This window comes from Candidatus Limnocylindrales bacterium, assembly GCA_035626395.1.
In the GTDB taxonomy this organism is placed as follows: domain Bacteria; phylum Desulfobacterota; class Binatia; order UBA1149; family CAITLU01; genus DASPNH01.
Window position 1 is genome coordinate 127,650 of record DASPNR010000007.1, and the last position, 23,986, is coordinate 151,635.

Annotated in this window: 23 protein-coding genes and 1 pseudogene; 9 read left to right on the forward strand and 15 right to left on the reverse strand. The window is 67.4% G+C overall.

Annotation, left to right across the window (positions count from 1 at the left end):
* Positions 1-21 precede the first annotated feature (21 nt).
* Genes VEC57_03945 through VEC57_03965 form a run of 5 tightly spaced genes read right to left on the reverse strand, consistent with a single transcriptional unit; the run spans position 22 to position 6,089 of the window.
* Positions 22-852: an ABC transporter permease gene (locus tag VEC57_03945; protein HYB98266.1), complete on the reverse strand. Its 831-nt coding sequence runs from the start codon at positions 850-852 to the stop codon at positions 22-24.
* Positions 849-1,823 (reverse strand): ABC transporter permease, encoded by a 975-nt coding sequence (locus VEC57_03950; GenBank protein ID HYB98267.1) that lies wholly within the window; start codon positions 1,821-1,823, stop codon positions 849-851. The genes VEC57_03945 and VEC57_03950 overlap by 4 nt, the downstream gene beginning before the upstream one ends.
* Positions 1,824-1,827: 4 nt before the next feature.
* Complete coding sequence (locus VEC57_03955; GenBank protein ID HYB98268.1) at positions 1,828-3,474, reverse strand: peptide-binding protein; 1,647 nt, start codon at positions 3,472-3,474, stop codon at positions 1,828-1,830.
* The gene (locus tag VEC57_03960; GenBank protein HYB98269.1) at positions 3,467-4,228 is read right to left on the reverse strand and encodes a DUF4292 domain-containing protein; all 762 of its coding nucleotides are present in this window, start codon (positions 4,226-4,228) and stop codon (positions 3,467-3,469) included. Before VEC57_03960 ends, VEC57_03955 begins: the two co-directional genes overlap by 8 nt.
* Before the next feature lie 37 nt (positions 4,229-4,265).
* Positions 4,266-6,089, reverse strand: a complete 1,824-nt coding sequence (locus tag VEC57_03965) for a tetratricopeptide repeat protein (GenBank protein HYB98270.1) — start codon at positions 6,087-6,089, stop codon at positions 4,266-4,268.
* Positions 6,090-6,186: 97 nt separating this feature from the next.
* On the opposite strand from VEC57_03965, the gene VEC57_03970 reads away from it, so the two are divergent.
* The gene (locus VEC57_03970; protein HYB98271.1) at positions 6,187-6,972 is read left to right on the forward strand and encodes a hypothetical protein; all 786 of its coding nucleotides are present in this window, start codon (positions 6,187-6,189) and stop codon (positions 6,970-6,972) included.
* A 7-nt stretch (positions 6,973-6,979) separates the two neighbouring features.
* Here the strand turns inward: VEC57_03970 and VEC57_03975 are convergent, their stop codons facing one another.
* From VEC57_03975 to VEC57_03990, 4 genes are all read right to left on the reverse strand, one after another.
* Positions 6,980-8,941 (reverse strand): DUF3300 domain-containing protein, encoded by a 1,962-nt coding sequence (locus VEC57_03975; protein ID HYB98272.1) that lies wholly within the window; start codon positions 8,939-8,941, stop codon positions 6,980-6,982.
* A 119-nt stretch (positions 8,942-9,060) separates the two neighbouring features.
* Positions 9,061-9,534: a molybdenum cofactor biosynthesis protein MoaE gene (locus tag VEC57_03980; protein HYB98273.1), complete on the reverse strand. Its 474-nt coding sequence runs from the start codon at positions 9,532-9,534 to the stop codon at positions 9,061-9,063.
* A gap of 3 nt (positions 9,535-9,537) precedes the next feature.
* Entirely contained in the window at positions 9,538-9,789 is a 252-nt protein-coding gene (gene moaD / locus VEC57_03985; GenBank protein ID HYB98274.1) for a molybdopterin converting factor subunit 1, read from the reverse strand.
* A gap of 10 nt (positions 9,790-9,799) precedes the next feature.
* On the reverse strand, positions 9,800-10,315 hold the full coding sequence (locus tag VEC57_03990; GenBank protein HYB98275.1) for a molybdenum cofactor biosynthesis protein B: 516 nt from the start codon (positions 10,313-10,315) through the stop codon (positions 9,800-9,802).
* A gap of 103 nt (positions 10,316-10,418) precedes the next feature.
* On the opposite strand from VEC57_03990, the gene miaB reads away from it, so the two are divergent.
* Positions 10,419-11,762 (forward strand): tRNA (N6-isopentenyl adenosine(37)-C2)-methylthiotransferase MiaB, encoded by a 1,344-nt coding sequence (gene miaB / locus VEC57_03995; GenBank protein ID HYB98276.1) that lies wholly within the window; start codon positions 10,419-10,421, stop codon positions 11,760-11,762.
* Between the two features lie 129 nt (positions 11,763-11,891).
* Here miaB and VEC57_04000 read toward each other — a convergent pair whose 3' ends face one another.
* The 4 genes from VEC57_04000 to VEC57_04015 all read right to left on the reverse strand — a co-directional run bounded on the left by VEC57_04000 (position 11,892) and on the right by VEC57_04015 (position 14,942).
* Positions 11,892-12,296: a hypothetical protein gene (locus VEC57_04000; protein ID HYB98277.1), complete on the reverse strand. Its 405-nt coding sequence runs from the start codon at positions 12,294-12,296 to the stop codon at positions 11,892-11,894.
* A gap of 342 nt (positions 12,297-12,638) precedes the next feature.
* Positions 12,639-13,394 carry an alpha/beta hydrolase gene (locus tag VEC57_04005; GenBank protein HYB98278.1) on the reverse strand — a complete coding sequence of 252 codons (756 nt, stop codon included), beginning with the start codon at positions 13,392-13,394 and terminating at the stop codon, positions 12,639-12,641.
* Positions 13,385-13,864, reverse strand: a complete 480-nt coding sequence (locus VEC57_04010; protein ID HYB98279.1) for a Mov34/MPN/PAD-1 family protein — start codon at positions 13,862-13,864, stop codon at positions 13,385-13,387. The genes VEC57_04005 and VEC57_04010 overlap by 10 nt, the downstream gene beginning before the upstream one ends.
* A gap of 142 nt (positions 13,865-14,006) precedes the next feature.
* Positions 14,007-14,942 (reverse strand): 2-dehydropantoate 2-reductase, encoded by a 936-nt coding sequence (locus tag VEC57_04015; protein HYB98280.1) that lies wholly within the window; start codon positions 14,940-14,942, stop codon positions 14,007-14,009.
* A 116-nt stretch (positions 14,943-15,058) separates the two neighbouring features.
* Here VEC57_04015 and VEC57_04020 point away from each other — a divergent pair, with 116 nt between their 5' ends.
* Positions 15,059-17,101 (forward strand): hypothetical protein, encoded by a 2,043-nt coding sequence (locus VEC57_04020; GenBank protein ID HYB98281.1) that lies wholly within the window; start codon positions 15,059-15,061, stop codon positions 17,099-17,101.
* Here VEC57_04020 and VEC57_04025 read toward each other — a convergent pair.
* Positions 17,082-18,104, reverse strand: a complete 1,023-nt coding sequence (locus tag VEC57_04025; GenBank protein HYB98282.1) for a lysylphosphatidylglycerol synthase transmembrane domain-containing protein — start codon at positions 18,102-18,104, stop codon at positions 17,082-17,084. The two genes, VEC57_04020 and VEC57_04025, sit on opposite strands and share 20 nt — an antisense overlap.
* Before the next feature lie 170 nt (positions 18,105-18,274).
* Between VEC57_04025 and VEC57_04030 the strand changes: the two genes are divergently transcribed.
* The 3 genes and pseudogenes from VEC57_04030 (at position 18,275) to VEC57_04040 (ending at position 19,883) form a co-directional block, all read left to right on the forward strand.
* Positions 18,275-18,556, forward strand: a complete 282-nt coding sequence (locus VEC57_04030) for a hypothetical protein (protein HYB98283.1) — start codon at positions 18,275-18,277, stop codon at positions 18,554-18,556.
* Between the two features lie 12 nt (positions 18,557-18,568).
* Positions 18,569-18,991, forward strand: a pseudogene (locus VEC57_04035) (thioredoxin domain-containing protein).
* Between the two features lie 127 nt (positions 18,992-19,118).
* Entirely contained in the window at positions 19,119-19,883 is a 765-nt protein-coding gene (locus VEC57_04040; GenBank protein ID HYB98284.1) for a thioredoxin domain-containing protein, read from the forward strand.
* A gap of 118 nt (positions 19,884-20,001) precedes the next feature.
* On the opposite strand, the gene VEC57_04045 is transcribed toward VEC57_04040, so the two are convergent.
* Positions 20,002-21,213, reverse strand: a complete 1,212-nt coding sequence (locus VEC57_04045) for a lysylphosphatidylglycerol synthase transmembrane domain-containing protein (GenBank protein HYB98285.1) — start codon at positions 21,211-21,213, stop codon at positions 20,002-20,004.
* A 184-nt stretch (positions 21,214-21,397) separates the two neighbouring features.
* On the opposite strand from VEC57_04045, the gene VEC57_04050 reads away from it, so the two are divergent.
* From VEC57_04050 to VEC57_04060, 3 genes are all read left to right on the forward strand, one after another.
* The gene (locus VEC57_04050) at positions 21,398-21,685 is read left to right on the forward strand and encodes a DUF1330 domain-containing protein (protein ID HYB98286.1); all 288 of its coding nucleotides are present in this window, start codon (positions 21,398-21,400) and stop codon (positions 21,683-21,685) included.
* Positions 21,686-21,794: 109 nt separating this feature from the next.
* The gene (locus VEC57_04055; protein HYB98287.1) at positions 21,795-23,186 is read left to right on the forward strand and encodes a tetratricopeptide repeat protein; all 1,392 of its coding nucleotides are present in this window, start codon (positions 21,795-21,797) and stop codon (positions 23,184-23,186) included.
* The gene (locus VEC57_04060) at positions 23,186-23,986 is read left to right on the forward strand and encodes a CbbQ/NirQ/NorQ/GpvN family protein (GenBank protein ID HYB98288.1); all 801 of its coding nucleotides are present in this window, start codon (positions 23,186-23,188) and stop codon (positions 23,984-23,986) included. Before VEC57_04055 ends, VEC57_04060 begins: the two co-directional genes overlap by 1 nt.

The window sequence follows — 23,986 nt, forward strand, 5'->3', positions numbered from 1 at the left end:
GAATGCGTCGCAGCGTGCTCATCAGCGCGCCTTGAGCCTCGGATCGAGAACGTCGCGCAGCCCTTCGCCGAGCAGGTTGTAGCCGAGCACGGTCACCAGGATCGCCAGGCCCGGGCACACCGACAGCCACCAGGCCACGCCGATGGTGTCCTTGCCCTCGGTCAGGATGTTGCCCCAGCTCGGATCGGGCGGCTGGACGCCGATGCCGAGGAAAGACAGTGCGCTCTCGAGCAGGATCGCGCCGGCAACGCCGAGAATGGCCGTGACGAATACCGGCGCCATCGCGTTGGGCAGCGCGTGACGAAGGATCACGCGCGAGGGCGGCATGCCGAGGGCCTGCGCCGCGGTCATGAAATCGCGCTCGCGCAGGCTCATCACTTCGGCCCGCACCAGACGGCACACTCCCATCCAGGAGGTCAGGCCGATCACGAGCATGATGTTCCAGATGCTCGCATCCAGGTACGCGATCACCGCCAGGATGAGGAAGAACGTCGGGAAGCACAGCATCACATCCACGAAGCGCATGATGACGGCATCGACGATGCCGCGGAAGTAGCCGGCCACTGCGCCCAGCGAGACGCCGATGGCGGTCGATATGCCGACCGAGACGAAGCCCACCAGCAGCGACACGCGCGCGCCGTAAAGCATGCGGCTGAGCAGGTCGCGGCCGAGGCTGTCGGTGCCGAGCCAATGCGCGGCGCTGGGCGGGTCCAGGACGTGGCGCGAGTCGATGTGGTGCGGATCGTAGGGCGCCAGCCACGGCGCCAGCAGCGCGACCAGGAACAGTGCCGCCACGACGATGCCGCCGCTGAAGGCCAGGCCGTTCTGCCGCAGCCGCGCCAGCACGCTCACCGGCTCCTCAGGCGCGGATCGACGGCAAGGTACATGAGGTCGGCCAGAAGGTTGCCGAGCAGCGTCAGCACGGCCCCGATCAGCGTGATGCCCATGACGACGGGATAGTCGCGCGACATGACACCGGTGAAGAAGAGGCGGCCCATTCCAGGGATGCCGAAGATCGTCTCGGCGATGACCGAGCCGCCGATGAGGCCGGGTATGGAAAGGCCGATGATGGTGACCACGGGCAGAAGCGCGTTGCGCAGCGCGTGCCGGTAGATGACGACGTTCTCGTCCAGGCCCTTGGCGCGCGCGGTCTGGATGTAGTCCTGGCGCAGCACCTCGAGCATGCTCGAGCGCATGTAGCGCGACATGCCCGCCAGCCCGGTCAGCGTCGAGATGGCCACCGGCAGGATGAGGTGTCGGATGCGGTCGAGGATCTTGCCCCCAACGCTGTAGGAATCGTAGTCGAGCGACTTCAGGTCCGAGATCGGCAGCCACCCCAGCGTCTCGCCGAACAGGATCATGCCGAGGAGCGCGAACCAGAAGCCGGGCATGGCAAAGCCGATGAAGACGAAGACGGTGGTAGCGCGGTCCAGCCAGGAGTGCTGGTTGGCCGCCGAGAACACGCCGATGGGAATGGCCAGGACCAGGATCAGCACCAAATCGATCGCGCTGATCAGCAGCGTGATCGGGATCGCCTCCATGATCTTGTCCAGGACCGGGCGCCGATCGCGCGAAAACGACGTGCCGAGATCGCCCTGCACGATGCGGCCCAGCCAGAGCCCGTACTGAACGTAGAACGGCTTGTCGAGGCCGTAATACTTCTCGAGCTTCTCGCGCGCCTCCGGGCTTGCCTTCGGGTTCATGTCGGTCATCAGATCGACCGGGTTGCCCGGCGCCATCTCCATGACCAGGAACGACACCAGCGTGATGCCGATCAGGAGCGGAACGAAGGCCGCGATGCGTCTGGCGACGTAGACGAGCATCGTCCTACTGCATCACCGCGTAGCGTTGCAGGGGCCGCGGCACGTACCACCGGATGAAGTTCCATTCGATGCCCCCAGGCGCCTCCTCGATCCCGCGGAAACGGGCGGAGACGATGGGCAGCGCATCGGGCACGTACAGGAACGTGTAGGGCTGGTCGGCCGCCAGCAGGTCCTGCACGCGGTCGTAGATGCGTTTGCGCTCGCCTTCGTCGAAGACGCGGCGCCCGCGCTCGAGCAGCTCGTCCACTTCCGCATTGGCGTAACCCACGAAGTTGAACTGCTTGACGCCCGTCTTGCTCGAATGCCAGATGTCGTACTGGTCGGGGTCCAGCGACAGGCTCCAGCCGAGCATGACCACGTCGAAGCGGCGCTTGTCGACGAAATCGTTGATGAACGACGACCATTCGAGCACGCGCACGCCCACGTCGACGCCGATCTCGCGCAGGCGCCTCTGCACGATCGTCGCCGTCTTCAGCCGCTGGTCGTTGCCCTGGTTGGTGATGATCTTGAACGAGAAAGGCTTGCCGTCCTTGTCCAGGATGCCGTCGCCGTCGCTGTCCTTCCATCCGGCCTGCGCCAGCAGCTCGCGCGCCCGCGCCGGATCGTGCGCGTACTTGGCGACGTTCTCGTTCAGCCAGACCGTGCCGGGACGGTACGGGGTGTCGGCGGGCTGCCCCAGCCCGAACAGCACCACGTCGACGATCTCCTGCTTGTCAATGGCGTAGGTGAAGGCACGGCGCACGCGCACGTCGGCGAACATCGGATTGGACAGATTGTAGCCGAGGTACGTGTAGCTGTTGGAGACGTAGCGGTACTTGCGGAAGGACTTGTCGAAGAACGGCGTGGAGGTCTGACGCGAGTACTGCAGCGGGGCCAGCCCCATCATGTCGATGCCGCCCGACTTCAGCTCGAGGAACTGCGTGCCTTGATCGGGGATGACGCGGAAGGCGACGCGCTCGATGTAAGCGCGGCCGCGATAGTAGGCGGGATTGGCGCGCAGCGTGAAACGCGTGTTGCGCTCCCACGATTCGAACATGTGCGAGCCGAGGCCGACCGGCTTCTGGCCGAAATCGGTTTCGTTGATGTTCTTCCCCTCGAGCAGATGGCGGGGCAGGACCACCATGTTTCCCCAGGATGCCAGCGCGGGCGCGAACGGCTTTTCGTAGGTGACGCGGAAGCTGTGATCGTCCAGCAGCTCGAAGCTCTTCACCTGCATGTAGTCTTCGGCATAGGACGTCAGCGTGGCGGGATCGCGAATGGTGTGGAACCCGAACTCGACGTCGCGCGCCGTGAACGGCGCGCCGTCCGTCCATTTGACGTCCTTGCGAAGGTGGAACGTGATCTGCAGCCCATCGCTCGAGACCTCCCACCGCTCGGCCAGGCGCGGCTCCAGGGTGCTCAATGTCTTGTCGTACGTCAGCAGGCCGTCGAAGATGTAGCCGGCGTATTCGTGGGAGGCGCTGTCGGAGGAAAGCATGGGGATCAGCGTCGAACCGTCGCCGATGCTGCCATGCACGATGGCGTCGCCATACGCGGGCACGTCCTGGGACGGGTCGAGCTCGGGCACCACGGCAGCGCTCTCCTGGCGCTGGCCGCACGCGGCGCACAGCAGCGCCAGCAGCGCGGCCACCAGCCACGTTCGTTCAGCCACCGCCGCGCCTCGTATCGATGTCGACCACGCGCGCCTTGGGCGGCCGCTCCAGCACGAAGGCATCGGGCTGGAGCGCGACGCCGCGCTGCACCGACTTGTACGTCAGCGTAAGGCTGCTGCCGTCGGCGAAGGTGACGTAGATCCAGAACGGCACGCGCACACCCGCCACGTCGCGATAGTCGCCGAAGGCAGCCTCCACGTCCTGGCTGCCGGGGGCGCCGCGCATTCGCAGGCGCAGCGGCTCGAGGTGCTCGAAGTCCACCACCATGTCGAGAGTGGCACCACCGGGAAGCTGGCGCGTCCACTCCCAACCGTCGTTCGCCTTGGTGACCGTGCCGTCCGCCGATCCGATCGTGGGCGGAAGCCCGCGGATGAGCGCCGCAAGCTCGGCCGCGCCGAGCGGCACGCCGGTGAAGCGGTGAAAGCTGTCGGCGTGCGCGCTGCCTTCGTAGAAGACCTTCTCGCGACGATCGAACGCTGCCAGCCGCCGACCATCGGTGGCTACCGTGTAGCTGACGCCAAAGGGATTCATGACGTCGATGCGAATGCTCTGCGGCGCCTGCACCGCGACCACCTGGGAAGAACGGAAGCGCTGCTTGCTGCCCTGGTAGTCCAGGCGCGCCTGTCCGCGAAACGTGGCCAGATCGTGGTCACGCTTGGAGATACGAGCGGCAATGCGCCACGGCTCGGGCGCTCGCGCGTCGGCGAAGGAACGCTGCTGCGGCGCCGCCAGCGGCGCACAGGAAGACAGCAACAGGGCAACGATCAGCGCCGCCGGTGCGCCGCTTCGTCTAGGTCCCCCCGCCGGCCGTTTCGGAGCCGGCGCCACCGCTGTTGGTCTGAATCGCATGAATCTTACGCTGCAGCCGCGCCCGCTGCTCCGGATCCTCGCTGCGCGCCTCGGCGTCGCGATAGACGCGAACGGCATCGGCACGGCGGCCCAGCTTCAGATACGCATCGGCCAGATGCTCGACGATCACCGGGTCACGCCCGCCCAGCTCGGCGGCCTTTTCGAGCTCGCGGGCCGCGGCCTTGTAGTCGCCGCGCTGGTAGTAGACCCAGGCCAGGCTGTCGATGACCGCGCCGTTGTTGGGATGCATCTGCAACGCCCGCTTGATCAGACGCTCGGCCTCGTCGAGGTTCTCGCCGCGCTCGGCGTAGGTGAAGCCGAGATGGTTGAGCGCATCGGCATTCTGCGGATTGATCTCGAGCACGCGGCGCAGCAGCTGGATCGATTTGTCCTTGTCGCCGGCCTCGTCGTACAGCCACGCCAGGCCGTACAGGTACATGTCGTTGTTCGGATCCGAAGCCACCAGGCGGTGGGCCGCCGCGATGGCCTCGTCGTAACGCTTCTGCGCGCGGTAGAGCGCGATCAGGCGGCGCAGGCCGTCGGCGTTGTCGGGCGCATTCTCGAGCAGGCGGCGCACGGACTCGGTCGCGCCGGCAAGATCGTTCTCCTCCTCCTGCACGCTGGAGAGAAACAGACGCGCGTCCACGTATCGTGCTGCATCCGGAGAGATCTGCGACAGCTCACGAACGGCCGCCTCGGTCTCACCGACCTTGTCGTAGGCCAGCGCCAGCCAGTAGCGGATCTCGTCGTCCCCGGGCTTGGCACCCAGCACGATGCTGAAATCGTCGATGGCGCGAAGGTAATCGCCGCGCTGGAAGTAGATCAGACCGATCTTGGCGCACGTGGCCAGCGGGTCCTCGCCGAAGTCGACCAGCTTCTCGTAGCGCGCCAGCTTCGCCGAAAGATCCGGATCGTCTTCGGAAAGCGCGCCGATCTGGGCGCGCGCCGGCTCGAGCGCCGGGTTGAAATCGATCGCCTTGTTGAAGCTTTCGACGGCCTTGCGGCGAAGACCGAGGCGGTCGTAGACGAAGCCCATGTGCAGGTGCAGCTCGGCGATCGACGGATTGAGACGCGCGGCGTGGCGGAACGAGCGCAGCGCATCCGCGTAGTTGCCCGAAGCCGCCAGCGCCTTGCCGAGACCGAAATTGGCCATGAACGAATCGGGGCTGAGCGCGGTCGCACGCTGGAGCACCTCGACCGCCTGCTGCGGCTTGCCGACGCGGCTGTAGAGCGCGCCGAGCATCACCAGCGACTCTTCGTTGTTGGGCTCCATCTCGAGCACCGCCGCGTACTGCGCGATCGAGGCTTCATGGCTCTGCAGCGCGAGCAGCAGGCGCGCCGCGAGCAGGCGATGCTCGGGATCGGCCGGCTCCAGCGCGACCAGCGCCTGCACGTGCTCGAGCGCGCGGCGCAGCTGGCCATCGCGGATGTACAGCTGCGCAAGCTCGAAGCGCAGGCGCGGCTGGCGGGGATCGAGCGACACCGCCCGCACGGTCTCGCGGGTTGCAGCCTCGTAGTCGCCCTCGAACCGCGCCATCAGCGCAGCCAGAAAGTGGCCGGCGGCGCGGTCGCTGTCGGCGATCGACGGTTTGGTGATGAATTCGCCGCCCAGCTGGTGAGGGGATCGGGTCTTGCCGATCTTCCCGCTGGAGCCGGGCTGCATTCTCGCGCCGGCGCTGCAGCCGGCAACCATCAGCGCGATCGCCAACGCGGCGTACGGGATTCGGCGGTGGATGGGACGCGCGGTGAAGGGGATGGCGGACATGCGTGAGACGGCGAACCTACCACGCGCAAGACTGCAGGAACAATTGCCTGATTCTTGCGCATTTGCTCGTGGCGACCTCGGCGGTTAAGGCCTCCTCGTGTTCCTCAAATGGCTGATGGAGGTGTTCCCGCGCGACATGCGGCGCGGCTGGGCGCTGGTGCGTCGCGACCTCGTCCTGTGGGTCGCGATCTCCTTCCTGCTGTCGCTCGCGATCGTTGCCCTGCCTCCGGTGGGGAGCGAGCCCACCTCGCAAGGGCTGCTGCCGGCACTGATCGGGCTGGTGGCATCGCTGGTGACGTTCATGCTCCCGCCCTTTCTTTTCGCCGTCGAGGCACAGCACCGTGAAGTGTCCTGGGGGCCGGTGCTGCGCCACCTCGTGGTCCGGATCCCGGCCTTTCTCGCCAGCGTGCTGCTCGCATTCCTGTGCACCGAAGTGGTCGGCATGCTCGCCCACGACGCGGTCGCGCTCGCGCTCGGCACGGGCGAGCCGGCACAGGTTCTGGCCGTGCTCACGCAGCAGATCATCCTGGTGTCGCTGCTCGTGCGCTTCAGCTTCTTTCCTTTCCTGGTGATTCTCTTCCATCGCGCCGACCTGCCGCCGCAGCTCTGGGAGTTGCAGAGGGCGGCGCCGCTTGGCGCGGCCTTGTGGCCTTTCACCGCCAGCTCGCGCCTGACCGAAGGCATCCGCTGGCAGCTGGTGCCCTACACGGTGCTGGGACTGGCCATGCCGCTGCTGGCACCGCTGGCCGGGCCGAAGCTGATCCTGCCGGTCTCGATCGTCGCCCGCATCTTCCTGCTGACTCTGCAGGCCGTCCTGTTCTGCTACTTCCTGGAGCGGCTGCGGGCCCGCGACGCGCCACAGCCGCCCATCCCGCACGACTGAGACCGGCTCAACGCTTGCCGCCGCCGCCGCGCCCCGAGCTCTTTCCGTCGCCGCTCGAGGAGCGCGAGGTCTTCTGGGACGAGGACCCGCGCATGGAGGAGCCGCCAGGGCCCTTGCTGCGGCCACTGATCGATGGACCGCGCGAACGGTCCCCGCTCTTTCCGCTCACCGAAGGCCTGCCAGAGCCGCCCTTGCTGCGGGTGGCCACGCTCTTGTCGCTCTTGCCGCGCGAGCTCGACACCGACTTGCCGCTGCTGGGCTTGCTCGCCGGCTTAACCGACTTCGACGGCGACTTTGCGCTGCCGCCGCGGACGGACTTCGGCGGGGACGCTTTTTCCCGTGACGTCGCCGCGGGCTTCTTTGCCGAGCCTGCGCCCTTCGACGATTTGTCCGCGCCGCCTTTGCGGTCGGCATCGACCTTGCCTGCACGCGCCTGGCTCTTGGAGGAGCCTTTGTCGTCGCGTTCCTGAACGCCGCCGCGCGATCTGGCGCTGCCGCCGCGCACGTCCTTGGCCTTGTCGCCCGCGCCGCGCACGTCCTTGCCCTTGTCGCCCGGGCCGCGCACGTCCTTGTCACCCGAGCCGCGAAGGCCCGTGCGGCTGGCGCCGTGCGCGTCCCTGCCCTTGTCGCTTCCGCCGCGCAGCTCCTTGCCGCCGCCGCGGCCGTCGCTGCCGCGCTCGCGCACCGCCCGGTCCCGATCGCGCACGTTCCGGTCTCTTACGTCGCGGTCGAGGAAGACACCTGCACCGCCGCCGTCACGGATGTTGCCGGCGGCAGGGCGAGAGACGACCGAGTAGCGCCGCGCGATCGTGGCCGTGCGATAGGACACGCCGCGGCGATGGCGGTAACTGTGCCGCCACGGCACCAGCGGCACGTCGGCATCGACGAACATGCCGACCCGCGGACGGTAGTGACGCGGATAACGCCTCACCAGCACGCGGCGGTACGTCCAGTCCACATCCGTCCACAGGAACGCGCCAATGCTCAGGCCAACGCCGAAGCTGATCGCGGCGGTGGCGACGTAGCCGGGCGCGGGAGCGAACAGCGCCGGATAGAACAACGTAGGCGGCGGTGGACCGTAGACCAGGCGCGGGCTGTAAATCGGAACGTGCACCACGGCCGGGTCTGCTGGAAGGATGCGCACGACCTGGTCCGGCGGCGGGACCTCGTAGCGCTGATGCACGGCCGGGGCTGCGACGCCTTCGCCGACCGGCGGCATCGTGGCTCCCGCATCGCTCGGTGGCGCCGGCGCGTCCGCCGGCGGCTGATACGGTTCGCGCACGACCTTCTGCTCCGCCGTCGTCTTGAGGTTGCCCAGGTCGCATGCGCGATTGCGCATGACCTGGATGGCGTTGAGTACGTCGTCCTTCTGCGCGAGGAACGCGTCGCCGAGGTCGCGCGTCCAGTCCAGGTTGTTGGCCAGGCGCGAGAGCACGTCCGGCAGCCGCACCAGCGCCTTGACGCTCTCGTCCCAGTTCTGCTCGGCCAGCGCCTCGTCGAGCTTCTCGCCGGTGAGCTCGCGGTTTTCCTTGACCCACTGATCGGCAAGGACGACCTCGGTCGGATAAGTCGCAGCCACCAGGATCTGCATCATCAGCGAATCGGGATACAGCGCGATCGGCGCCACCATCTGCTCGAGCCGGTCGGCCTTGAAGATGGTTTCGGTCTGCGCCGGCTCCGCGCCGGCGTCATCGTATTCGTAGGGCTCGTTGCCGGAAGCCTGGTCGCTGGCGGAGACCTGGTCGTACGCGGGCGGATCCTGGCGGTCGCCGCTCTCGGCGACCGGCGGCTCTTCGTTCCACTCGTCGTGGGCTTCGCTGTGTGGCGAGCCGAGCGTCGTGGCCTCTTCGCCCGTCTCGGTTCCGGCGCCGACGTTGCCGTCGCAGCCTGCTCCAGCCGCGGCCAGCAGCGTCGTGCACAACACCACGATCAGACGTGGCAACCTTCCTGCTCCGGCCTCGCGTTTCATCTCGATGCTCCTTGGCGCCGCAGCGATGCAGCGCGCACGTCCCGATCTTCGACGATGGGGCGACTATGCTGCAGGTGTCAAGACGAAGGAGCGCGGCCGGACAGGCGGCTTGTGCCGCATCAGTCGTGGCGGTGCGTCGATGGGGAGCAGCCAGCGTCGGCCTCCCCATCTTCGTGATCGCAATCGGCGAGCGAGCCGATCCAGACCTCGCCGCCCTCGAAATGCTCTTTTTTCCAGATCGGGGCCACCATCTTCAGGCTGTCGATGCAGTAGTGGCATGCCTCGATGGCCTCCCGGCGGTGAGGGGCCGATACGGCGATGCCGACGCTCGCCTGCCCCAGCGGAACCTCGCCGACGCGATGCACGATCGCGATGCTCGTCAGGTTCCACCGCGCGCGCGCCGCGGCGGCGATCTTCTCGAACTCGCTCACGGCCATCTCCGCATACGCCTCGTATTCGAGTTTGAGGACGCGCCGCCCGCGATTGGTCTGGCGCGTGGTGCCGAGGAAAGTGGCGATGGCGCCGGCCGCCGGATCGCCGACGCGCTCGCAGAGCTGCTCGATGGAGATGGGATGATCGACGATGGCGAACACCTGCTACCTCGCGCCGCCGGCAACCGGCGGAATGATGGCGACCTCGTCGGAATCGGCCAGGGCGTGGGCGGGATCGACGTACTCGCGATTGACCGCGACGCGGATGGAGCCGGCACCCAACGCGAAGATGTCGTGCCGCGATGCCAGGAGCCCCAGCAGGTCACCCACGGTCGAGCCGGCGTCGCATTCGACATCTTCGACCCGCCTGCCGAGCCGCTCGCGCACGATGCCGAAATAGAGCACTCGCAGCTTCACGGCACCGCGCTCAACCGCCTGCGGCCGACGGGCCGCGCGCCAGCGCCACCGCATGGCCGAGCTGCGGAACGATGAGCTTCTCCATCGCGAGACGGCATGCGGGAGTCGAGCCGGGCATCGAAAACACGCAGGTGCTGCCGACCAGGCCGGCGACCGCTCGCGAGATCATCGCGGCCGCTCCGATCTCGTCGAAGCTGAGCATTCGGAACAACTCGCCGAAACCGTCGATGCGTTTGCCGAGGACTCCCTCGATCGCCTCGTAGGTGCTGTCGCGCGCGCCGATGCCCGTACCGCCGTTGATCATCACGGCATCGACGTCACCGCGGCCGCACAGTTCGACGACGACATCGCGTACCACCGCCGGCTCATCGGGCACGATCCGGTAGTCGACGACGGCATGGCCGGCATCTTCGAGGCGGCGTCGCACTTCGGCGCCGGAGGTGTCGGTCTCGACGGTGCGCGTGTCGGAGACCGTGACGATGGCGCAGCGGACGACGCGCCGGTCGCCTTGATGGTGCTCGCCCATGGCCTCTTCATCCCACAACGACCGCGCCGGTCAACGGCCGTCGCCGCGCGCGGCCACGGCCGACCACCCTTGTTCCGCACCAAGTTCCCGCTATATCGAGCCGATGGCCTCGATCGCCGCACCCACGGCCGCGCACTCCGCGGCGCCTGGCCGCGCCCTGTATGTGGAGACCTACGGCTGCCAGATGAACGTCGCCGACAGCGAGCTCATCCTCGGCTCGCTGGCCGCTCGCGGATATCGCGCGGTGCGCTCGGCCGACGAGGCGGACGTCATCCTGCTCAATACCTGCGCGATCCGGGAGCACGCCGAGGAGCGCGTGGCGCAGCGCGTGCGCCAGCTCATTGCCGAGCGGCACGGGCGGCGCGTGCGCGTGGGGCTTGCGGGCTGCATGGCTCAGCATCACCGCGACCGCCTGCTCGAGGCGATTCCGGGCCTGGACTTCGTGGTCGGACCCGACGGCTACAGGCGCCTGCCCGATCTGCTGGACGCCGATGAGCCGGTGGCGGCGGTCCAGCTCGACCGTCGCGAGACCTACGAGGACCTCGTTCCGATGCGCAGCGGCGGCGTGCGCGCGTGGCTGACGATCATGCGCGGCTGCGATCGCTTCTGTACGTTCTGCGTGGTGCCGCTGGTGCGCGGACGCGAGCGCAGCCTGCCTGCCGCCGTCCTGATCGAGGAGCTGCGCCGCATCGCGCATCAGGGATTTCGCGAGGTGGTGCTGCTCGGTCAGACCGTGAACGCGTACCGCCACGGCAACGTCGGCTTCGGCGAGCTGCTGAGGATGGCGTGCGAGGTCGAGGGCATCGAGCGCATCCGCTTTACGTCGCCGCATCCGGCCGACTTCGACGAGGCCTCGATCGCGGCGATGCGTGATTGCAACAAGCTCTGCCCGTACGTGCATCTGCCGCTCCAGAGCGGATCCGATCGCATTCTGGAGGCCATGCAGCGCGGCCACACCGTGGCGCAGTACGTCGATCTGGTCGCACGCCTGCGCGAGGCGATGCCGGGCGTCGCCCTCTCGACCGACATCATCGTGGGCTATCCCGGGGAGACCGACGAGGATTTCGAGCGCACCTCGGCGTTGATGGAGAGCATCGGCTTCGACCACGCGTTCCTCTTCAAGTACTCGGCACGCGAAGGGACGCGCGCCTTCAAGCTGGAAGAGACCGTTTCCGAGCAGGAGAAGGGGCGACGGCTCGAGCGGCTCATCGCCGAGCAGCAGACGCGGGCGTTGCGCGTTCACCAGGCACTGATCGGCAGCGTCACCGAGGTGCTGGTGGAGAAGCCGGCACGCCGCCAGGAAGGCTGGCTGTCCGGCCGCAACCCGCAGTTCCGGCGCGTGGTGTTCGAACCCGCCGACGCCGGCGCGGCCGTCGGCGACCTCGTGCAGGTGGCGGTGGAGGCGGCGACTTCCCACACGCTGCTCGGCAGGCAGATGACGCCCTAGGCGCCGACCGCGCCGACGCGCGCGTGCACCTCCCCATCGCGCGTCCATCTCCTCATCGATCGTCCGTATCGTTTGCCGCCCGGATGACGCACGCGCGGCGCTGCGCGGCCGGCGCTCAGGCGGCTGAGCTCAGCGGCTGGGGCGGCGCTGGTCGCCGTTGCCCGTTGTCCTGGTCGCCCGCGCGCGACTGGCCGCGCTGGACCGCGCACGGTCGGTCAGGCACGCCGCGCAGATCGGCTTGCCGGACGGCGTGCGCTTGGCCGGCCGCCGCCGGCGCGAGCACACCGAGCAGGGCGCCAGCGCCCGCGAGTAGCAGGCCGCGCAGACCGCCTTGCCGGTGGCAGTGCGCACCACCACCGGCCCCAGCTTTCTGCACCGCGAGCACGGCTCGAACGTCGATGCGTCGCGGTTGCGCTTGCGCTGGTAGCATCGCCCGCAAATGGCCTTGCCCGCTGCCGTGCGCTCGGCCACTGCACCACGCCGCCCGCAGCTCTGACAGCGCTCGTGCTTGCTGGCGTCGTAGTAGCGCTGCATGCGACAGCATCGAGCGCACACCGGCACGCCGCGGTCGTCGCGCGTGCCGACCACGCCGAGGCGGCCACACTGCGAGCACAGCTCGTGGCAGGACGCATCCCGGCGCCGCTTTCGGGCAAGGCAGGTACCGCAGAGAGCGCCGCCGTTCTTCAGACGGGCGGCGACGGCGCGAGTCTGGCCGCAATCGTCGCATTCTTCATGGGTGGACGGGTCGCGGTAGTGCAACCGCCGGTAGCAGGTACGACAAACCTTCCGTCCCGTCTTCCGGTTGACACACACCGGCCGCCTTTGCCGGCAAACACTGCAGATCCCATCAGGCATGCGTCACCGACGGCCTCCTGGTCACGCACGGTCGAGGTGCTGGAGAAGAAAACGCGCCAGACGGTCGGAGAACCAGTCCGGATCTTCCAGATAGATGCCGTGTCCGCGGCCTGGCACGATCTCGAGCTCGGCGCCGGCCAGGGCACGGCTGAGAATCACCGACCCGCCCACGCCCAGAAAATCCTTTTCGCCGACGATGACGAGCGCCGGAATGCGCAGCTCGCGCAGCGGTGCGGTCAGCGGATCCGTGTTCAGCGTGCGCATCGCTTCGATGACGGGCGCCATGCCGGCACCGTCGGGAATCGGGCCACGCTCGGGCTTCATTCCCATCGCCTTCATGACCGCAGCGCCGCCTTCGCTCCTGGCCAGCTCGACGCACCGTCCGTACCAGGCCGACGTCTTGTCGTTGCACTCGCTGGCGGTGCCGACCAGGCCGAGGGCCGTTACGCGCTCGGGAAAATCGACTGCCGTCTGTTGCGCGATGGCACCGCCGGCCGAGTGGCCGACGAGCGCGGACCGGCTGATGTCGAGCGCGTCGAGCAGGCCGATCAGGTCGCGCGCCAGATCATGGCGGGAGCAGGCATCGGTGCATGCGCTGGTGGTCCCGTGCGAGCGCAGGTCGTACCGGAGCACGCGGAACCGGTCGGCGAGGCGCTCGGCCGCGCCGGACCAGATGTCCAGCGAGGCTGCCAGCCCATGAACGAACGTGACGACCGGCGCTGCGGCCGGACCCGTGAGCTCATAATGCACGTTCAGGGCGCCAACCCTCACGTCCATGCCGGCCGCTCCTGCTCGTCCAGCTCCGTTTCCACGTAGGCTCCGCTCTGCGGCGACCAGACGAACGCCTTGATGCGGCGGACCTGCCGGTCGTAGACGGAAACGACGATCTGGATTGCGTCGGGGTAGGAGGGCTCGCCAAAGGGCGTGGCCTGCGCCGTGTCCTCCTCGGAAAAATACGCCTCGTGATCGGGATGGGAGTGGTAGAAGGCGAGCAGCTCGGCGCCCGGCGCGTCGGCGGCGTCCAGAGCCGCGCGCAGGTCGGCGGGGTGGCCGGCATAGGCGGTGCGCGCGGTCCGCGGGTACCGCACCGGGTCCTTGGCGTGCATCTCGTTTTGCACGTTCCGTACGCGCATTACCTTCTGTTCGCCGTCCGGCAGCACGACGACGACGCCACAGCACTCGTCGGGATACTCCTCGCGCGAATGCTCGCGTATGTCGTCCATGGTTTCTCGGAACAGTGTCCGCATATTGCTCCTCGCTCCCGGCGTGTGAGGGCAGCAAGCGGCCAGCCGCCGCAATGATACCCATACGCGCGTTCGAATGAAGTCGTCGTTGGAGATTTCGACGTTGTGTGACCGAGGCCATACACGAGCCGGACGACGCCGACGCTCAGGCTGCTGCGCGCCCCCGCAACAGGGCCAGCAGCAGGCGGTGGGTCGGGACGTCGATCCCCGCCATGTCGGCACGCCGGCAGACCTCGCCGCATATCGCATCGATCTCGGTCGTGCGGCCGCGTTCGAGATCCTGCAGCATCGACGAACGATGCCGCGCCGTCGCCGGCACCAGCTTTTCGTAGAATAGACTCTTGTATTCCCCCGCATCCCGCCAGGGCATGGTCACGCCTTGCGCGACCGCCACGGCAAAGGCTTCCTCGATCACCCGGTCCATCACGCGCCGCCGCAGTGGATCCTCCGCCAGCTCGCCGTAGCGCAGGCCGAGAAGCGCGCCCATCGGATTGAGCGCCGCGTTGTAGAAGACTTTTCCCCAAAGCGCGGCCAGGATCGAATCGGTGGGCCTCGAAGCGATTCCGGCGCGCGAGAAGATTCCCGCCCATGCCGCGGCCTGAGGCTGGGTTTCGGAGGGATGTCCGACCAGCACCGGCTCGGCTTCGACCGTCACGCTGACCATCCCCGGCGCCGCGATCTCGGCACCAAAGATGACGCGGGCGGCGAGCGACCGCCGGCTTCCGAAGGTTGCCGCGATCACTTCCCAGTTTCCGAGCCCATTCTGGAGTGAGATGGCGACACCGTCGTCGCGGACGCGACCGACGCCGAGCTGCCGGACCAGCGCGGAGGTTTGAAAGGACTTGCAGGTCACCAGGATCGCGTCGTACGTGCCGGTCAGGTCGGACGCCTGCTCGACGCTGCGGACCGGACGTCCGTGGTGCTCGCCCCAGATCCCCTGCACGCGGATGCCGTCGGCCGCGACCGCCATCAGATGGCGGCCACGACCGAGCACGTCGACCATGTGCCCGCGCTCGGCCAAAAGGCACGCGAACACGGAGCCGACCGCGCCGCAGCCGGCAACCAGCACGCGCTCAGGCATCGAGGTCTCGAGGCGGCAAAACCGTCGAATTCCCGCGGCTGTGCATTTGACGCACTGCGACGAATCCTATAGGAGCGCCAGTTTTCCCAACCCGTTTTCGCACTACAGGAACGAGCATGGACGAGACCTCAGCCGCTACGCGAATGGAACGCTTTCTCAAGCCCAAGGCCGTGTCCTCGCGCAAGCTGGCGCGCGATGGACACGGGCGCCTCCTGATGGCCGAGGAGAGCGCGCTCGACATCGACCGCATTCGCGACGCCGGAATCACCGTGACCGATCTTGGCCGACGCGTGCGGGTGTACACGTCGGACATGACCAAGCAGATCGCGTCGTACATCATTCCGGTGGAGGTCGCGCAACTCAGCCCCGAGGCGGCCAGGCTCTCCGACGGCGCCAAGGTCCAGATCGGCCGCCTCATCGCCCAGAACGGCCTTTACATCCGCCACAACCCCGGCCTGCGCGAGATCGGCATCAACGATCGCGGGGACGTCATCCTGCGCCAGGACGCCGAGACTTCCGAGGACCCGACCGTCGGTCCCGTCCTCAACTCGCACAACACCACCCAGTCGACGCTGACGGATCGACTGGTCGCCCGCATCGATAAGAAGACGCACGACCGAGACGTCAAGGAGGCGCGGGCCTGGCTGGAGGCGATGACGGTGCTCTCGAACGAGAAGACGCTGCGCGCACGCTTCCTGTCCGCCGGCGTCCAGTGCGAGCACCGCGGCAACGTCGCCCAGCTGTACCGGACCACGCAGGCCAATTTCTTCCAGCTCAACGATCCGGTAGCGCTGGAGCTGCAGACGGCGCTGGAAGAACGTTTCCGTCTGCTCGAGAAGCCGGTGCCGATGGTGCGCGTGATCTCCGTCGTCGGCATCCCGCCTAATGAGCGCGCCTACAAGGAATTCGTCGCCCAGCTGAAGTCGCACAAGCAGAACCCGATGACGCTCGGACTGCCCAGCCGCCTGCGCGACTCTCAGTTCTTCGACGGCGCCTCGAAGTCCATTCCGCCCTCGTGCTTCTTCTATGCGTGCCCTCTCGAAGAGGTCGGGGACGCGATCTACGTGATCACGATCAACACCGACTATCACGGCGAGATCAAGAGCCGCGGCATCCACGCCGGAGTATCCACCGTCATGGCGCGTGCCGAGGTGCTGTCGGCCCACGCTTCGTGCGCCATTCTCAACAGCGCCGGCTCCGGAACCGTCATCATGGGCACCAGCGGCGCCGGCAAGACCCACGCCGCGACGTTCTGGGCCGAGCGCAACTGTCACTGGCGCCGCGAGGAGCTCGAGCGCCGGTACGCCATCGAGCACAAGAACGATCGCAAGAAGGCCAAGGAGATCCTCGGCGTCGTCGGCTACATGTGCCAGGACGACTGGGTCCATATCGTTCCCTCCGGCAAGTCGCAGTGGGATGCGTGGCCGTCCGAGCGCTTCTTCTACGTCCGCTCGCGCGGGCTGCTCAGCCGCGACTTGGTGCTGGCCGAGACGGAGCCGATCCTGGAGAACGCCACGGCCGATTACGGCGCCGCCGGCGAGCGCGACTCACTGGGCCGGGTCACCCATGAGTATCCCGACGAGCGCCTGTTCTACGATCCGGATTCGGACACGTTCTTCTGCGACCGCGACGTGCACCAAATCTCGACGGTGGTCATGCTCGAGCGCGACGCCGAGTACGACTTCGCGATCCGCCGCTTGACGCCGAATCAGGCGGTCGAGTTTCTCATGAAGGGCGGCGCGCACGACGGCAGCTTTCAGCCGTTCTACAACGACTACACCGACCTCAGCAGCCTGCTCATCAGTCAGGGCGTGGTCGGCGACCGCCTGCTGTCGGCCTACGACCAGGCCAAGCGTGGCGACGTGGCGGCGCTCATGAACGGCGACGAGGCGCTCGGGCGGATCGTGCTCGATCGGCTGGAGGCGCAATCGGACATCTGGAAGTTCTTCCTGACCGACGTTCCCGTCTTCGTCGTCAACGGCGCGCACGGCGACGATTTCACGCAGGACCTGATCTGGTACGCGTCCGAGCATCCGACCTTCCTGAAGGCGGGCAAGGAGAAGTCGGCGGCCGACATGCGCGAACTCATGCGTTCGACGTACCAGGTCGAGTACGACGAGGACGGCAACTGGGCCAGCATCAAGGCTCCGAAGCCGTAGCGGCGTCGCGGCCGGCCGTTCCCTGGTTGCGAGCCAGCGGCACGGCCGTACCGCTCAGCAGGTAGACGAGGCCGCCGGTCAGGGAGCTGACGGTCAGCACGAAGAACCACAGCAGCCCGAACGCGAAGGCGGTGTCGGCCGGCACGCCGTGGCGTTTGAGGAACCATACGTAACCCATCTCGCGGATGCCGAGACCGGCAAGGCTCACCGGCATCGCGCTGAGGACCGTCACCAGCGGGTGGAACACGAAGTAGTAGCGCCAATCCACCTGCATGTGGATGGCGTGGCCAAGCAGGATGAGCGCCAGCACCTGCAGGATGTGAAAGCCGCTCGAGACCCACGCGGCACGGATGAGGAGCTCGCGGTCGTGCCAGAACGGCCCCAGATCCTCCTCGATGAGCCGGAGCGCGCGGCTGCCGCGCGGAAGCACGCGGCGCGCCAGTGGCGGCACGATCCACCAACCCAGCGTCAACGCGGCCCCCGCCGCCGCCGTCAGCGCGACCAGCGGCCACGGAAGCCCGAAACGGCCGAACACGGCCAGCGCCATCACGGCGACCATCACCAGCATTGCCAGGCCCGAGAGCCGATCGAAGAGCACGGTGTGAAGGGCCAGCGTGCGCCGGTTGTCGCGCTGCCCGAGATAGAGCGACCGCACCAGATCGCCGCCCACGGTAGAGACGCCGAAGAGGTTGAAGAACATGCCGATGAAGTAGTAGCGCGTCATCTCACGCAGGCGGTGGCGGAAACCGAGCCGGTGCGCGATCACGCTCCATCGGTACGCCGTCAGCGCCTGGCCTATGAGGTAGAGCACCACGACCACACCGACGAGGAGCGGATCGGCCGACGCGAGGACGCGAAAGAGGTCCTTGGATTCGACCGCGCGCCACAGCACCCACAGCGCAAGCGCCGATACCAGCAGCTTGGCCGCCGTGCCTGCCGCGCGGCGCAGGCTGGAGGGCCGCTCGGGCTCCGGCCCACTCACCTCATCATCCAGCGAAGACACGAAGAGGCAGTGGATAGCAGCGAACGGATCGGGCCACCATCGTCCGCGCGCGGCCGCAGCCGCCTTGACACCCGCCCCTGGCGCCTGAACAATACCGCCCCGTTGCCGTCCCAACCAGTCGGAGGATCCGCATGAGAAGGTCGACTTCCCTATCGTCGTCTCTCGTCGGCATGCTCGCTCTCGCCGTGACCGCCTGCGTCGATCCGCAGGAGGTCAGTGACATGAGGGGCAAGCTCGACGAGGTCCAAGCCCAACAGAAAGACGTTCTGGCCAAGCTCGATGCCCTGGCCAAGGGGCAAAAAGACATCCTGGCCAAGGCCGGAACCGCTCCGGCCAAGGCGCCGGATGCGCCAGACCCGAACAAGCGCCACAACATCCCGGTCGGCAACTCCTTCACGAAGGGGCCGGCCACAGCCGCGGTCACGATCACGGAGTGGTCGGACTTCCAATGACCCTTCTGTGCCCAGGTCACCAGTTTGGTGGACCAAATCATGAAGGCTTTCCCGAACGACGTCCGGTTCGTCTTCAAGAACTATCCGCTTCCCTTCCATCAACAGGCGATGCCCGCGGCCAAGGCCGCGATCGCGGCGGGAAAGCAGGGCAAGTTCTGGGAGATGCACGACAAGATCTTCGAGAAGTACAAGGAGCTCAGCGCCGACAAGTACGAGACGTGGGCCGCCGAGCTCGGGCTGGACGTGGCCAAGTTCAAGGCGGACATGGAGTCTCCGGAAACGGCTGCCCTGATCGCCGAGGAGATGAAGCAGGCCAGCCAGGTCGGCGTGCGCGGCACGCCCAGCTTCTTCATCAACGGCCGGCAGCCGGCCGGTCGCTCCTTCGAGATCTACAAAGCGATGATCGAGGAAGAGCTCAAGAACAAGAAAACCTGATCTTCGTCAGCACGGTCCCCTCCTTCCGCAGCGAGGGAGGGGACCGTCTTCTTCCCACACTTTTCCTTCCCCCCGGGCCCTCGCATCGAGGGCCCTCGTTTAACATCAGCCCCAACTGGAGAGACAGATGACCAACACCACCCGTGTATTTTTTTCGCTGACCGCCGTCGCGGCGATGATGGTCTCGGCGTGCGCCGATCCTCAGCAGGTCAGCGACATCAAGGCAGCGGTCGAGCGAATCGAGGCCCAGCAGAAGGACCTCGCCACCAAGATCGAAGGCATCGAGAAGAGTCAGAAGGACGTGCTCGCCAAGGTTCAGGCGGCGCCGGCGGCCAGGCCCGCAGCCGATGCGCCCGATCCCAACAAGCGGCACGACATCCCCGTCGGCAACTCCTTCAGCAAGGGACCGGCCGACGCGCCGGTGACGGTGGTGGAATGGTCGGACTTCCAGTGCCCGTTCTGCAGCCAGGCAACGGCGCTGATCAAGCAGATCACCGAGGCCTACCCGAACGACGTCCGCGTCGTCTACAAGAACTATCCGCTGCCCTTCCACCAGCACGCGATGCCGGCCGCCAAGGCCGCCATCGCCGCCGGCAAGCAGGGCAAGTTCTGGGAGATGCACGACAAGCTGTTCGAGAACTACCGTACCCTCAGCGATGAGAAGTACATCGAGTTCGCGACCCAGCTCGGTCTGAACATCGACAAGTTCAAGGCCGACATGGCGGCGCCGGAGACGGCGGCGCTCATCTCCGAGGAGATGAAGCAGGCCGGGCAGGTGGGCGTCCGCGGCACGCCTAGCTTCTTCATCAACGGCAAGCAGCCTGCGGGCCGCTCCTTCGAGCTCTACAAGTCGATCATCGATGAGGAGCTGAAGGCGAAGAAGAAGTCGTAACGGCGCGCGCCGAGCGCGAAGCCGGGGGCGGCATCCACTGCGGATGCCGCCCCTTTTTTATTGCGCTGCATCACGGGCGCGGCGTCCCCGCGCCGGCAGCGCGTGCGTCGCTGGAACCTCAGGCTCTTCCGCCGCCCCGCGCGTACGTGGTGTCGCCGGCTCCCGCCTCGCCTCTGCCGGGAGTCTTGCCAAGCAGGTCGACGGCGGCCGCCGCGGCCTGCGCGTAGTCGACCTGCTCGCCTTCGACGCGGCAGTAGGCGGGACGATACGCCTCGGTGCGCATCCACCAGAACACGCCGCCGAGCAGCGTCAGGCCCTCCGCCGCCCAGAAGCCGAGCGCGGCGGACACGATCGCCGCCGCGGGGCCGATCATGTGCCCGAGCGTGACCAGCTGCGCCCATTCTCGCGCGCCCACTCCGCCCATGGTCGGCGCCAGCACGGTGGCGAAGATCTGGATCGACGATCCGAACACCAGCGGCCAGAACTCGGCGCGGTCGCCCGCGCCCACGGCCAACGCCGTGAAGTAGTACATCGCCGCCGTGGTGAAGTGCACGACGAAGGAGAGGAACAGTGCCGTCAGGACCAGCCCCTTCTTGTCGGCGTAGGCGGCGGTCGATCGCGAGATGCGCATGACCAGACCTTCGAGCCTGGCCTTGCCCGGCAGCGGCAGCGCGGTCAAGATCCACTGCACCGCCGTCGGGTACCACAGCAGAGCCAGCAGGCCGCCGATGACGCCGACCGAGATCGGAACCGTGACCAGTGCAACCGTTCCCGCCTGCTCGCCGAAGATCTTGATGCCGAACGGCAGTGCCACCAGGAACGACAGGAAGATGCCGGTCACGCCGAGCACCTTCTCCAGTGCCGTGGCGGCCGTGGCCTCCACCGTCCGGCCGCTGAAGCGTGCGGCATCGTAAAGCTTGTAACCGTCCAGACCCGCCGTGCTGGGAAGAAACGTTCCGATGAAGCGTCCGATGAGGAAGGACCCGAAGATGTGCTGGAAGGGCAGCTCGATGCCCTGACCCGCCAGCAGGATCTGCCATCGCGACATCGAAGCGAGGATGCCGACGAACTTGATCGCCGTGGCCATCAGCGTCCACGTCCAGAACGTGGCCGCGTCGAGCGTCTGCATCTGCTGGACGATGAGCTCCCACGCCACGACCGTGCTGCCGTCCTCGAGCGTGACCGGGTGCTCGAGCAGCAGCCAGAATGCCCGCACCGTGACCCAGGCCTTGAGCACGTTGATGATTCCGCCGCGCGCCGACTTGGGCGCCAGGCGCGACGCAGCGATCCACAGAACCGCAACGACGAGGATCTCGAGAAGAATTTTCATTTCACGACCTTGGTAGTGTACTTCAACCGCCGGCTGCGGGATGCGCGTCCGGGGAAGGCACGCGGAGAGGCAGCGACCGGGAAGTTTCGCAGCGTCGCCTGTCCGTGCAAGCGCGGGCGCGCCGCGCCAGACGTCGCGCCTGCCCCGCCAGCCGCCACAGCCGAGCATCGGCGGAGGCATCGCCATGGCCGCTTACGTCATCGTGCAGGAGAACATCCACGACCCGGCTTCCTTCGAGGAGTATCGAAAGGTGGTGCCGGGAACGCTCGAGCCATTCGGCGGCAGGTTCCTCGTCCGCGGCGGACACCTGACGGTGCTCGAGGGCCAGTGGCCCTACCAGCGAACGGTGATTCTGGAGTTTCCGAACAGAGAGAGCGCCGAGAGCTGGTACCGGTCGGAGGCGTATCAGAGCGTGCTTCCCGTTCGTGCGCGCGCATCCACCTGCAATTTCGTCATCGTCGACGGCGTCTGAGGAGATCCGCTACGGCGCCGGCACGTGTCGCCATCGCGCCGGAGACCGCGCATCGAGGTCTCGCCGTGCCGGTTTCAACGCATGGGTGGCCCTGCTACTACGACCGGCCATGACCAGCACCGGCCCCGCCGCCTTCTGCACACAATGTGGCACTCCGGCTGCCAGCGGCGCCAGATTCTGCACGGCGTGCGGTGCACCGCTCGCCGGCGGCGCGGCGGCCGCGCCCTCGACCGATCGCACCGACGCTGCCGAGCCGCGCAAGATGACGCCGGCCGCAATCGGCGTGCTGGCAGTGATGCTGGCGGTAGGCGGGGTCAGTGCATATTTCGCGTTGCGCGAGGACGCAGCGGCCACGCGCGCCGTACCCGGCGCACCGACGGCACCGGCGCCGGGCGAGCGCCAGCAGCAGCAGGCGGAGGGCTCGCTTCCGCAGGGCCATCCGAGTCTCGAGCTGCCGCAGGAAGTGGTGGCGTTTCTCGATCAGCTGACGGCCGAGGCGGAGAAGAACCCGAACGACGTGGAGGCACATCTGCGCCTCGCGCGTGCGCGTTACCGGGCAAGCGTCCTGAACGCCACCTACCGGCAGGCGGCGCAGCAGGCGCTCGACAAACTGCTCGCGCTCGACCCCGAGCATGCCGAGGGAATCCGGATCGCCGCCAACCTGGCCTACGACCGCGGAGACTTCGCGCAGGCGGAGAAGGGGTTCCTGAAGTTCCTCGCCAGGCATCCCGACGACGCCAGCGCCTTGACCGATCTCGGCTCGACGCTGCTGTTCCAGGACCGGCCGGACGAAGCGGTCGCGCAGTACCGGCGCGCGCTCGAGAAGGACGAGAAGTTCCTGCAGGCACGTTTCAACCTGGGCATCACGCTGCAGAAGCTCGGCAAGAGCGAGGAAGCGCTGGTCGAGCTGAAGAAGGCGGCGCAGGTGGCCGAGACGCCCGAGCAGAAGCAGCACGTCGAGAACGCCATTGCCGAGATCGAAGGTCGCGAGCCCGCCCGCATCGCCAAGGCGCCGACGGACCTGCCCGCGGATCACCCGCCCATTGGAGAAGGTGCCACCTCCTCGCCCGGCGCGGGCGCGGCGCCGGCGGCGTCGTCCGGTAGCGGTGATGGAGGGTCATCGCGCGTTGCCGTGGCGGGCAGCGCACCGGCAGCGCCCGGCTCGGCGCATACGCCCAAGACCAATGCCTCCAGCGACTTCCAACGCGAGGCCGAGGCATTGCTCGTCGCGCATCCGATCATGGGCCAGCGCATCCGATCGTTCGAATGGACGGGAACGGCTGCCGCACGGGTGATGGTCGGCGATTTCCCGATGGACAAGATGCCGCCGGTGGTGCGCAACAAGTTCAAGTCGGGAATGAACGAGAAGCTGACGGCGCTGGCAACGGCCAGAAGCATCGCCGACCCGATTCACCTGGAGCTGGTCGATCCGGAGACATCGCAGACGATGGACAAGCTCGACGGCAAGGAAATGGTCGGCGCCTTCGCCGTGCAACAGTGATGGACGAAGCCCCGTACTACTTGCCGCTGGCCGACGAAATCGAGGTGTTCGAGGCCGCGTTCGAGCAGAAGCTTCCTGTCCTCCTCAAGGGGCCGACCGGCTGCGGCAAGACCCGCTTCGTCGAATACATGGCGTGGAAGCTGTTGCCCGTGACGGCGGCGCGGCCGTTCTCGCTGATCACGGTGGCATGCAACGAGGATCTGACGGGTAGCGATCTGGTTGGCCGCTACCTGGTGCGCGGCGACGAGACGATCTGGATGGACGGCCCTCTTACGCAGGCCGTGCGAATGGGCGCGATGTGCTACCTCGACGAGATCGTCGAGGCGCGCAAGGACACGATGGTCCTGATCCATCCGCTGACCGACCACCGCCGCATCCTGCCCATCGACAAGCTCGGCCAGATCCTGACGGCCAACCCCGACTTCTCGCTCGTGGTCTCGTACAACCCCGGCTACCAGTCGGTGCTCAAGGATCTGAAGCCTTCGACGCGCCAGCGCTTCGTCACCCTCGAGTTCACCTACCCGCCTCGCGACAAGGAGGCCGAGATCGTCGCGCACGAAAGCGGCGTGTCCATGGAGATCGCGATGGACCTGGCGCACCTCGGCGAGCGCGTGCGTGAGCTCAAGTCCGGCGGCCTCGAGGAAGGCGTGTCGGCGCGGCTGCTCGTCTACGCCGGCCAGCTCATCGCGCAGGGGATGTCCCCGCGGCGCGCATGCGAAGCCACCGCCGTGCGCGCGCTCAGCGACGACCGCCAGACGCAGGCTGCCATCGCCGAGCTCGTCACCGCGATCTTTCCCTAG